This window comes from Desulfovibrio sp. SGI.133 (assembly GCF_050313955.1).
In the GTDB taxonomy this organism is placed as follows: Bacteria; Desulfobacterota; Desulfovibrionia; order Desulfovibrionales; family Desulfovibrionaceae; genus Desulfovibrio.
Genome location: NZ_JBNPMK010000003.1, coordinates 321,880 through 333,413 on the forward strand (window position 1 = coordinate 321,880; position 11,534 = coordinate 333,413).

Here is an 11,534-nt window from a genome sequence, read left to right on the forward strand (position 1 = left end):
GCCGGAGCAGAGGAGGTCCGCTCTGGAGGATTGTTTACAGACCCTTTTCCTGCATCAGGCAGATGAGGTCGCAGACGCGGTTGGAGTAGCCCCATTCGTTGTCGTACCAGGCAACGACCTTCACCAGGTTGCCGTTCTGCACGGTGGTGTAGGGCGCTTCCAGGATGGAGGAATGCGGGTCGCCCTTGAAGTCCATGGAGACCAGAGGCAGGGTGTTATAGCCCAGGATGCCCTTGAGGTAGGTCTCGCTGGCGTCCTTGAGGGCGGCCAGCAGGGTCTCGGTGTCGGTTTCCTTTTCCAGGATGCCGTTGAAGTCCACCACGGAGACCGTGGGGGTGGGCACGCGCAGGGAGTAGCCGGTGAATTTGCCGGCCAGCTCGGGGATGACCTTGGCCACGGCCTGGGCGGCACCGGTGGAGGTGGGGATGATGTTGCAGGCGGCGGCGCGGGCACGACGCGGGTCCTTGTGGGCCATGTCGAGGATGCGCTGGTCGTTGGTGTAAGAGTGGATGGTGGTCATGTTGCCCAGCTTGATGCCGAAGTTGCGCTGCAGCACCAGGGCCACGGGCGCCAGGCAGTTGGTGGTGCACGAGGCGTTGGACACGATATGGTGCTTTTCGGGATCGTACTGGTCGTGGTTCACGCCCATGACGATGGTGATGTCTTCTTCCTTGGCCGGAGCGGTGATGATGACCTTTTTGGCGCCGTTGTCCATGTGCACGGACGCCTGGGAGGCCTTGCGGAAGATACCGGTGCTTTCCACCACCACGTCCACGTCATACTGGCCCCAGGCCAGCTGATGGGGATCGCGCTCGGCGAAGCAGTGGATGTTCCAGTCGCCGACCTTCACTTCCTGACCGTCCACCTGGGCGTCCAGGAAGGCGCGGCCGTAGACGGAGTCGTACTCCAGCAGCTGGAAGTTGGTGGTGGCGTCGAAGAGGTCGTTGATGGCCACCACTTCCACGCGATCAGCGTAGGTCTGGCGCAGGGCGCGGAACACCTGGCGGCCGATACGGCCGAAACCATTGATACCGACACGAACTTTTTTCATTGTATTCACCTTTGCCCTTGCGGGCTCCTGTCTTGATGGGGGCGGAGCGGCACGGCGGCGGGCAGGGCCCCTGATGCCGTCATGCCGGGGCGCATGCCGTCTGGCCCGGCGGGCCGGGACGTGCGGCAGGCCGGCTAGTCTTCGTAGACCGAGTAGGCGTGTTTGGCCATCAGCTCGTAATTGTTGCGCAGGGCGTCATGCAGACGGGCATTTTCGATGGCCACGGCGGAGATGGCGGCCACAGCCATCATGAAGCTGTCTTCGTCGGCGGTGAACTCACGCTCTTCGGAGGAGTAGACGCGGATCAGGCCGATGACCTTGCCGCCCACGCTCAGGGGAGCGGAAAGCACGGAGACCAGGCCTTCAGCCTTGGCGGATTCGGGATACTGGAAGCGGCCGTCAGAGGTGGCGTCCTTCAGGTGGATGGCCTTGCCGGACAGCACTTCGCTGTCCAGGCCACTGCGTTTCACTTCCACGGGGCCTTTGCGCATGTAGGTGGCGGAGAGGCCGTATGCGGCGCTGGGCAGCAGGAAGTGCCCGGTGCTGTCCAGCAGGCGGATGGTGCAGGCCTTGCAGTTCATGGTCTGTGCCGTGTGCTCGCTGATCTTGTGCAGCACGTCCTTGGGATCAAGGCTGGCATTGATGGCCAGGGCCACATCACGCAGGGCGCGGAAATAATCCTGGGGCATGGAAGACCTCCTTTGGATGGGGTGACGCCTTCCCCGGCAGGCGTCGGTGATTGCCGTTGGCCGCCCCGGGCGTAAGCGCGTTACCGGGGATGACGGACGCGCGCAGGGCGGCGGGGATGGGATAGTCGTCGGCCGGTCGTCCGGCAACGGGATATCCAGATGGGACATGCGGCGGGTTCCCGGCTGTGCTCCGGGAAAGGAGGTGGGAGATCTCCGTCCCGGCACGCCTGTGCAGGCAGGCATGCCTCAGGCTCAGCTCTTGAACATGAAGCGCCGCATAGAAACATTAAGCACGATACCCAGTAATGTGAAGTTCACCACTGTGGCACTGCCGCCGTAGCTGATGAAGGGCAGGGGGATACCCACCACGGGCATGAGCCCGATAACCATGCCCATATTGATACATATCTGCCAGAAAAAGTAAAAGAAGACCCCCACGGCCAGCATGCTGCCGAAACGGTCCTTGGCCTGGACCACCGTGGAGAAGATGGACAGCAGAAACAGGCAGAACAGCGTCACCAGGACCACGCAGCCCACAAAGCCCCACTCTTCGCCGAACACGGCCAGGGCAAAGTCCGAGTGGCGCTCGGGCAGGAAGTTGAGCTTGTTCATCATGCCTTCCATGTAGCCCTTGCCCCACAGCTCGCCGGAACCGATGGCGATGCGCGATTGCAGGATGTGGTAGCCCGCGCCCAGGGGGTCGTCGCCGGGATTGAGGAAGGTGAGCACGCGTTGCTTCTGGTAATCGTGCATGAGCACGCACCACATGAGGGCGGCCACGCCGGGCACGGCCAGCAGGCAGGTGCCCAGCACATAGCGGCGCAGTCCGTGGAACAGGATCATGCCGCCCATGATGAGCAGCACCATCATGGCCGTGCCGAGGTCGGGCTGCTTGAGGATGAAGACCACGGGCACCAGACCCACGGCCAGGACGGAAAAGAAGTTTTTCCAGCCCAGGGGCTGGCTGTCGCGGGCCAGCAGGCGCGCCACCAGGACGAGCACGGCGATCTTGATGGGTTCCGAAGGCTGGATGGTGAACAGGCCGAAGGAGATCCAGCGCTTGGCGCCGTAAAAGGTGGAGCCGACCAGGGGCACCAGCATCAGCAGCACAAGAAAAAACAGATAGGCGGGCCAGGCCAGGTTGCGCAGCTGCCGGTAGTCGAACAGCGTGGCCAGCAGCATGCAGCCCAGGCCGCACAGGCCCCAGATCAGCTGGCGCTGGTAGAAGCTCTCGAAGGCGAAGCCGGTTTCCACGCGGGTGCCGCTGGCGGAATAGAGGTTGGCCACGCCCGTGAAATAGAGCAGCAGCATGCAGGCCAGCAGTGCCCAGTTGATATAGCCGAGAAGGCGCTTGTCCATGGGGCGTTCCTGTTGTCGTCAGCGGCGACGGCGCTTGGGGGAATCGTTGCTGTCGTTGGTCATGCCCGGCAGAGGACCTGATGCGGGACCCAGCATCCTGCCGGCGGGCTGGGGCGCTTCCGGGGCCCTGTAGCCGGGCGCGGCGGTATCCGGCCCGAAAAGGTATTCGTAGACTTTTTTGGCCACGGGCCCGGCCACGCTGGAACCGCCGCCACCGTGTTCCACCATGACGATGACCACATAGGTCTTGCCGTTCTTGCTGCCCCAGGTGGCGATCCAGGCATGGTCACGGTGCAGGTAGGCCAGCTCCGCGGTGCGCAAACGGCGGTCGTTGGCAGTCATCTTCAGCTTGGTCACCTGGGCCGTACCTGTCTTGCCGCCCATGTCGGCATCGTGGCGGCCCACCACCTTGGCGGTGCCGCCCCCGGCCGTGCGGCGCATGGCCTGGACCACGAAGCGCAGATGGCTCAGCTCGGCGGGGATGCGGCCTCGTACCTCGCGGGGGGCATCTTCCAGCAGCTGGGGCTTGAGCAGGTCGCCGCCGTTGAGCATGGCCGACACATAGACGGCCATCTGGATGGGCGTGACCAGGGTGAAGCCCTGCCCGATGGAGGTGTTGAACGTATCGCCGCGTACCCAGACCTGCTTGCGGTAGCGCTGTTTCCAGTCACGCGAAGGCACCAGGCCCGAACGCTCGTGGGGCAGGTCCACCCCGGTGGGGCTGCCGAAGCCGCAGCGCTTGGCAAAGGCCGAGATCTTGTCGATGCCCAGGCGTTCGGCCATGATGTAATAGTACACGTCGCAGGAGTTGATGAGCGACTGCTCCAGCGTCTGGCTGCCGTGACCGCCGCGCCGCCAGCAGCGGAAAATCTGGTTGCCCAGCTTGGTCTGGCCGCCGCAGAAGACTGTCTCACGGGGATCCACGCCGTTTTCGAGGAAGAACACGGCCATAAGCAGCTTCCAGACCGACCCCGGCGGGTAGACGCTCTGGATGACGCGGTTCTGCAGGGGATAGCGCTTGCTGGTGCGCAGGGCTTCCCAGTCGCGGCGGGAGATGCCCGCGGCGAACAAATTGTTGTCGTAGGCCGGGGAGGTCACCAGCGCGCGCAACTTGCCGGTGTCCGGCTCCATGACCACCACGCAGCCCGCCTCGCCGGCAAGAGCGTCCCAGGCGGCCTGCTGCAGGTCGCGGTCCAGCGAAAGGGCCAGCTCCTGTCCGGCGCTGGGGGCCTCGCTCAGGCTCTTGGCCAGCATGCGCCCGTGGGCGTCCACTTCCATCTGGTACAGGCCCTTGTGGCCGCGCAGACGCTTTTCCAGCTCCAGTTCCAGACCGGCCTTGCCCACCAGGTCGCCCATGGCCAGATCGGGGTCTTTCTCCATCTCGGCGCTGTTGGCTTCGGCCACATAGCCGAGCACATGGGCGAAGAGGTCTTTTTCGGGATAGTAGCGGTTGGTGCGGACCATGATCTCCAGGCCGGGCCAGTTGACCAGCTCGGCCTCGATGCGGGCCACCTGGCCGAAATCCAGACCGGAGACCAGCGGCAGGGCCTCGAAGGGCTTGGTCTTGAAGCGATCCTGATTGTAGCGGTTCTGGAGCTGCTCCAGCGGCGTGTCCGTCCACTGGCTGATCTGGGCCAGGGTGGCGGGGATGTCCGGGCAGTCCTCGCGGATGATGGCCAGGCCGTAGGCCGTGCGGTTGTCGGCCAGGATATTACCGTGATCGTCGAAGATGCGGCCGCGCGGGGCGAAGATGCGCTCCGTGCGCAGGCGGTTTTTCTGGGCCTGCGTGGTCATCTCCGGCCCCAGATGGAGCTGGAGGTACCAGAAGCGGGTGACGAAGACGAAAAAGAAGATGCCCACCAGCACCTGCAGGAGCAGGATGCCGCTGCGCGGCGGCTGGTAGCGTTCGCTTTCCACCTGTATGGTCAGCCAGGAACGCCAGTTCTTGCGCTTGCGGCGGGGGGCTTCCGTCAGGGGAGAGGCCGGTTCCAGAGCGGCAGAGGGGAAGATACGCCTATTCTTCGTCATGCGAACATGCCAGGGGCCGCGTGGCCGTCAGAAGCAACCAGGCCACGGGCAGGTAAAGGGCCTGGATCAGGCTCCTGTCCAAAAATTCCTGCGGATCGAAATGCACGGCATAGAGCGGGGAGAACAGCCAGCCCAGGCCGAAGCAGGCCCCGCCCAGGCAGACGGAGAGCAGCAGCACGAGGAAGAAGTTCCCCAGGCCCAGCAGCCAGCGCAGCAGGCGGTAGATCAGGCAGACCAGCGCGTACCAGACGATGGTGGCCCCGAAGGGGCTGGTGCCTATGCCTTCCTGCAGCAGGACGAAGAGCGGCAGCAGCCAGCAAAGGTTCTTGTAGTCCCTTTCCTGCAACAGGATGACCAGCCCCACCACCAAGGCATCGAGGCAGGAGACGAGGCTTTGCACGCAGATGCCCAGGGCCACGAAGCACAGCCACCAGAAGATGTTGCGCACGGCCTGCATGGGCTAGCGCTCCCTTTTGGGGGGCCGGGGCGGGCCCACGAAATCCGGGGCGGGCTCGCTGGGGCGCAGGGGCCGGTTGATGCCGCTGGGCTCCAGCAGCAGCACCTCTTCCAGACGGCGCACGTCCACCAGGGGTCGGGCCGTGACGGCCAAAAACTGGGTGGAGTCCGAGGGGGCCACGCTGTCCACGGTGGCTACGGGGATGCCCTTGGGATATTTGCCGTCCAGGCCGGAGGTGATGAGGATCTCCCCGGCGGTCACCGGGGCGTCGCGTTCCACAAAGCCCACTTCCAGCGGCTGTTCCAGGCCCTGTCCGCTCAGGATGCCGGCCGAGCGGCTCTGCTGGGCGAACACAGCGATGCGGCTGCCCGGGTCGGTGATGAGCAGGACCGTGGCGGCATGGGGGCTGGCCCGCAGCACGCGGCCCACAAGGCCCATGTTGGTGACGATGGGGGTGCCGGGGCGGGCGCCCGAGGTGTAGCCCCGGTTGATGGTGATGCTGTCCTGGATGGCGTTGGGGCCCATGCGTCCGGCCAGGATGCGGGCGCCCACGGGCTTCCAGGCGCTGTCCACGGGCAGCTGCACCAGCTCGCGCAGCCGGGCCAGTTCCGCCAGATCCTCACCGTGGGAGACGATGCGGGCCTGCAGTTCGGCCACCTGGGCGCGCAGGCGCTCGTTCTCTTCGCGCACGCCCACCAGATCCACATAGCGCCGCCAGGCGTCCATGACGCTGCCCTTGACGGAATCGAAGGTGCCCAGCACCGTGCCGCTCATCTCCAGGCCGACGTTGGCGGCGATGTCATCGAGCGTGTGCGTGCGCTGGTTCCAGGAATACATGCCCAGAAACAGCACCAGAAGGCCGCCCGCCATGAGGAGAAAGCGTCGGAATGTCACAGTGGCACCCGTGAGAGCAGCAGGAAAAAAAAGGACGGCCGTGCCGGAAAAAGGCGACGGGCCGTCCTGCACTTGCAAAGATTAGTCGATGCAGACGTCTTTGAGCACGTGGATGTTGTCCAGGGCCCGGCCCGTACCCATGACGACGGTGGACAGGGGGTCGTCCACCACGGTGATGGGCAGGGAGGTCTGCTCGCGCAGCAGCTGGTCGAGACCCTTGAGCAGCGCGCCGCCGCCGGTCAGCACGATACCGCGGTCCACGATGTCGGCGGCCAGTTCCGGGGGCGTCTGTTCCAGGGCGATGCGCACGGCCTGCACGATGCTTTCCACCTGTTCGGAGATGGCTTTGCGCACTTCCTCGGAGGTGATGATGATGTTCTGCGGGATGCCCGTCACCAGGTCGCGGCCCTTGACCTCGATCTGCTGTTCGGGATCCATGGGATAGGCCGAGGCGATCTTGATCTTGATCTCTTCCGCCGAGGCTTCGCCGATGAGCATGTTATACTTGCGTTTGACATGCGTCATGATGGCTTCGTCCATCTTGTCGCCGCCCACGCGCACGGAGCGGGCATAGACGATGCCGGCCAGGGAGATGACGGCCACTTCCGTGGTACCGCCGCCGATGTCCACCACCATGTTGGAGGTAGGCTCCTGGATGGGCAGGTCGGCGCCGATGGCGGCGGCCATGGGCTCCTCGATGAGGTAGACCTCACGGGCACCGGCGGACTGGGCCGATTCCTTGACCGCACGCTTTTCCACCTGCGTGATGCCGGTGGGCACACAGACCATGATGCGGGGGCGAACCAGATGGCGGGAATTGTGCACCTTGGTGATGAAGTGGCGCAGCATGGCCTCGGTCACCTCGAAGTCGGCGATGACGCCGTCCTTCATGGGACGGATGGCCTTGATGTTGCCGGGGGTCTTGCCCAGCATGCGCTTGGCGTCGGCGCCCACGGCCAGGACCACGGTGTTGCCGCGCGAATCTTTCTTGACCGCCACCACGGACGGTTCACGCAGGACGATGCCCTGCCCCTTGACATAGACACAGGTGTTGGCCGTGCCCAGGTCGATGGCCAGGTCATTGGAGAACATTCCCAAGAAGAAATCCACAATTTTGGACATTACGCTAGCTTGCCTCGTTCTACTGGTATGCGTATGGTGCTGCCGGTCGTGCGGAGAAGGGAGGGCGGAACCTGTGGGGGATGCCGTAAGGCTCCGGGCCGGTTCCCGCGGGAACCATGGCCTTGCAGGCGAAAAGCGCACGGCAGCAGACAAAACTTGTTCGGCTAAAATGGGCTTGAAGTCAAGCTGTTGCGGACACAGTACAAATTTTTTCTCCTGTCCGCGGCCCCAAAAAATCCGCTAAAAAGGCGTGAATCATGCTGCTTTGGCATACCCTGGCCACCTATTTCCGGCGCAAATACGGCGTCCGGGTGCAAAAAATTCCACTGGATGCGGGCGCCACCTGCCCCAACCGGGACGGCACGCTCTCCGCGCGGGGCTGCATCTTCTGCAACGACAGCGGCTCCGGTTCCGGCATGGGCCTGCGCGGCCTCGACCTGCGCGCCCAGTGGGACGCCTGGTACACCAAGTACACCACCACGGACAGCGACCGCCTGTTCATGGCCTATCTGCAATCCTTTTCCAATACCTACGGCCCGGCCTCCCGCCTGGCCCGCCTGCTGGAGCAGATGGCGGCTCTGCCCGGCTGCCGGGGCATCGCCGTGGGCACACGGCCGGACTGCCTGGATGGGGAAAAGCTGGCCCTGCTGGCCGGTTGCGGGCTGGACGAGGTCTGGCTGGAGCTGGGCCTCCAGACCTGCCGGGACGACACCCTGCGCCGCATCAACCGCGGCCACACGGCACGTCAGGCCGAAGATGCCGTGCGCGCCGCCCTGGATGCCGGGCTGCTGGTCTGCGGGCACCTCATGGCCGGGCTGCCGGGCGAGGACGAGAACGATTTCCTCGACGGTGTGGACTGGGCCGTCTCGCTGGGCATGCAGGGCCTCAAGCTGCACAACGTCTATGTGCCGCAGGGTACGGAACTGGCCCGGCAGTGGCGGGCGGGCGGTTACCGTCCCCTTGCCCGGGACGAATATGTGGACATGCTGTGCGCCGCCCTGCCGCGCATCCCCTCCACCGTAGTCATGCAGCGCATCCAGGCAGACCCCGCTCCGGGCGAGCTGCTGGCCCCTGCCTGGGCCCTGGAAAAACGCGGCATCATCACCGACTTGCGCCGTGCCCTGGCCGCCCGCGGCCTCTGGCAGGGCTGCCGCGCCGATGCCGCGGAGGCCCGGCCGGAGTGGTTCGGCGGGTAGGGGACTAGAAGGATGAAAGAGTGTTTTTGAGGGGGGCGGGGAAACTTTGCGTTGCTGTCGATGCCCGTAACTTCCTTCGTCGTAACGGGCACGGCCCTGCGGGCCGCCATTCGGTCGCTCCCAGCGGAAAAAAGTTTCCCCGCCCCCTCAACCTCCCCCCCACCCCTTCAAAAAACGCTCGTAGGGTCGATGACAGGGGAAGGGAAGCGTCGGGCAGCGTGGTGACGCAAGGTAGGATGTACGGCAGACCGGCAGGCAACGGCCGTGCCCTTCCTTGCGAACGGGCGGGCTTTCTGGCATACTTTCTGCCTGCGGATTCCTGTGCGCGGGGCATCTGTTCCCCAAGGAGTATGACATGCAGCCAGAGCTTCTTCTTTTCGACATCGGCAATACCTGCATCAAGGTCGGTCTGGCCGACTCCCGGGGGGTGATGACCTCCTACAATCTGCGCACGGACCCCGCCCAGACCTCGGACAGTCTGGGCCTGACCCTGCTGGAGCTGCTGCGCCACGCCGGTGCCGAGCCCCGTTTCACGGCCTGTGTGGCCTCGTCGGTGGTGCCGGGTTTCGATCCCCTGTTGCGTGAAGCCGTCCAGCGCTATCTGGGCTGCCCCCTGTGGATGGTGCCGCAGGACATGCCCATCCCCCTGCAGAACCATTACGAGCGCCCGCAGGAAGTGGGCGCCGACCGCCTGGTGGGCGCCTATGAGGCGCGCCGTCTGCATCCCGGCCCGGAATCCCTCATCGTGGTGGATTTCGGTACGGCCGTCACCTTTGACTGCATCAGCGGCAATGCCTACCTCGGCGGCCTGATCTTTCCCGGCCCGCGCACGGCCATCTCGGCCCTGGCGCGCGAAACGGCCCAGCTGCCCCGCGTCAACCTGGACGTGGACGCCCTGGAGCCCGCGCCCGGCCGCAGCACGTCGGTGAGTATCCAGCACGGCCTGGTCTTCGGCTTCGCCTGCATGGTGGAAGGCCTGACGCAGCGCCTGAAAAAAGGCCTGCCCGGTGACTGCCTGGTGCTGGCCACGGGCGGTTTTGCCCCGTCCATCGCGCGCATCAGCCCCGACGTCTTCGATGCCGTGCTGCCTTCGCTCTTGCTGGAGGGCCTGCGCCGCCTGTATTACGAACGTCACCCCTATTGAGGACCGTACCGGCCGTGCCGCCCCGTGCGGCAGTGGGCCCGGGCCTGCCGTCGCGCGCAGGGCCCGGACGCCCCCTTGTGGGGAAGAAAGATTTTTGCGGCAGGGCTTCCCTGTCGCCGGACAATGGCCCCGCCACCGCCCGTGGGGGCGCAGCGGAGAAAACGACTCTTTCGCGCGGCGGAAGAATCAACCTTCAAAGGAGCGATTATGAGCAGCAGCATTGCGTCTGTGTATGCCCGCGAGATCCTGGATTCGCGCGGCAATCCGACCGTGGAAGTGGAAGTTTCTCTGGAGTCCGGCCACAGCGGCCGCGCGGCCGTGCCTTCCGGCGCCTCCACCGGCAGCCGTGAAGCCCTGGAACTGCGTGACGGCGGCAAGCGTTACGGCGGCAAGGGCGTGACCAAGGCCGTGGAGAACGTCAACAGCGAGATCGCTGACGCCCTGCTGGGCCTGGACGCCCTGCAGCAGGTGCAGCTGGACAACACCCTCATCGACCTGGACGGCACCGACAACAAGAGCCGTCTGGGCGCCAACGCCATGCTGGGCGTGTCCATGGCCTGCGCCCGTGCCGCCAGCGAATACCTGGGCCTGCCCCTGTACAAGTACCTGGGCGGCGTCAACGCCAAGGTGCTGCCCGCGCCCATGATGAACATCATCAACGGCGGCGCCCACGCCCCCAACAACCTGGATATCCAGGAATTCATGATCATGCCCCTGCGCGCCCAGAGCTTCCGTGATGCCCTGCGCATGGGTTCCGAGATCTTCCACGTGCTGAAAAAGCTGCTGGAAAAGGACGGCCACGTGACCAGCGTGGGCGACGAAGGCGGCTTTGCCCCCAACCTGAAGAACCACGACGAAGCCTTCAGCTACATCGTCAAGGCCATCGAAGAAGCCGGCTACATCCCCGGCAGCGAAGTGGCCCTGGCCATCGACGCCGCCGCTTCCGAATTCTATCAGGACGGCAAGTACGTGCTGAAGGGTGAGAACAAGACCTTCAACAATGCCGAAATGGCCCAGTGGCTGGCCGAGTTCACCAGCAAGTACCCCCTGATCTCCATCGAAGACGGCATGGCCGAAAGCGACTGGGACGGTTGGGGCATGCTGACCGCCAGCCTGGGCGAACGCACCCAGCTGGTGGGCGACGACGTGTTCGTGACCAACCCCTCCATCCTGGCTGAAGGCATCGCCGAAGGCGTGGCCAACTCCATCCTCATCAAGCTGAACCAGATCGGCACCGTGACCGAGACCCTGGACACCATCGAGATGGCCAAAGAAGCCGCCTACACCACGGTGGTCTCCCACCGTTCCGGCGAGACCGAAGACAGCTTCATCGCCGACCTGGCCGTGGGCGTCAACGCCGGCCAGATCAAGACCGGCTCCCTGTGCCGCTCCGAGCGCATGGCCAAGTACAACCAGCTGCTGCGCATCGAAGAAGAACTGGGCGACGGCGCCGAATTCTTCGGTCCCATGCTGGCGGAATACTACGCCCTGGACGAGAGCGAAGACTAATCCGGCAGACGCAGGTACGACCTGCCGTCATCCGCATTCCCGAGGGGGCCGCAAGGCCCCCTTTTTTATGCGGCAGGGAGAGCTT

At 64.9% G+C, this 11,534-nt stretch carries 10 protein-coding genes; 3 read left to right on the forward strand and 7 right to left on the reverse strand.

Translation table 11 applies throughout. The features are described from left to right. Positions 1-34: 34 nt before the first annotated feature. The 7 genes from gap to ACQRBR_RS06545 all read right to left on the reverse strand — a co-directional run bounded on the left by gap (position 35) and on the right by ACQRBR_RS06545 (position 7,600). Entirely contained in the window at positions 35-1,051 is a 1,017-nt protein-coding gene (gap, locus tag ACQRBR_RS06515) for a type I glyceraldehyde-3-phosphate dehydrogenase (RefSeq protein WP_303880477.1), read from the reverse strand. Positions 1,052-1,185: 134 nt separating this feature from the next. After that, entirely contained in the window at positions 1,186-1,740 is a 555-nt protein-coding gene (locus ACQRBR_RS06520; RefSeq protein ID WP_204626458.1) for a GAF domain-containing protein, read from the reverse strand. A 252-nt stretch (positions 1,741-1,992) separates the two neighbouring features. Next, positions 1,993-3,099 (reverse strand): rod shape-determining protein RodA, encoded by a 1,107-nt coding sequence (gene rodA, locus ACQRBR_RS06525; protein WP_303880474.1) that lies wholly within the window; start codon positions 3,097-3,099, stop codon positions 1,993-1,995. 18 nt (positions 3,100-3,117) lie between these two features. Further along, complete coding sequence (gene mrdA, locus ACQRBR_RS06530; RefSeq protein ID WP_427812603.1) at positions 3,118-5,127, reverse strand: penicillin-binding protein 2; 2,010 nt, start codon at positions 5,125-5,127, stop codon at positions 3,118-3,120. Continuing rightward, complete coding sequence (locus tag ACQRBR_RS06535) at positions 5,114-5,584, reverse strand: hypothetical protein (protein WP_427812604.1); 471 nt, start codon at positions 5,582-5,584, stop codon at positions 5,114-5,116. Before ACQRBR_RS06535 ends, mrdA begins: the two co-directional genes overlap by 14 nt. Before the next feature lie 3 nt (positions 5,585-5,587). Further along, positions 5,588-6,478: a rod shape-determining protein MreC gene (gene mreC / locus ACQRBR_RS06540; protein ID WP_297140025.1), complete on the reverse strand. Its 891-nt coding sequence runs from the start codon at positions 6,476-6,478 to the stop codon at positions 5,588-5,590. An 81-nt stretch (positions 6,479-6,559) separates the two neighbouring features. Next, a complete protein-coding gene (locus tag ACQRBR_RS06545) occupies positions 6,560-7,600 on the reverse strand; it encodes a rod shape-determining protein (protein ID WP_006007445.1) in 1,041 nt (346 codons plus the stop codon). A gap of 257 nt (positions 7,601-7,857) precedes the next feature. On the opposite strand from ACQRBR_RS06545, the gene ACQRBR_RS06550 reads away from it, so the two are divergent. The 3 genes from ACQRBR_RS06550 to eno all read left to right on the forward strand — a co-directional run bounded on the left by ACQRBR_RS06550 (position 7,858) and on the right by eno (position 11,449). Further along, positions 7,858-8,796, forward strand: a complete 939-nt coding sequence (locus tag ACQRBR_RS06550) for a TIGR01212 family radical SAM protein (protein WP_427812605.1) — start codon at positions 7,858-7,860, stop codon at positions 8,794-8,796. A 355-nt stretch (positions 8,797-9,151) separates the two neighbouring features. Continuing rightward, positions 9,152-9,940: a type III pantothenate kinase gene (locus ACQRBR_RS06555; protein ID WP_040369738.1), complete on the forward strand. Its 789-nt coding sequence runs from the start codon at positions 9,152-9,154 to the stop codon at positions 9,938-9,940. 207 nt (positions 9,941-10,147) lie between these two features. Continuing rightward, a complete protein-coding gene (eno, locus tag ACQRBR_RS06560) occupies positions 10,148-11,449 on the forward strand; it encodes a phosphopyruvate hydratase (protein WP_006007454.1) in 1,302 nt (433 codons plus the stop codon). Positions 11,450-11,534 lie beyond the last annotated feature (85 nt).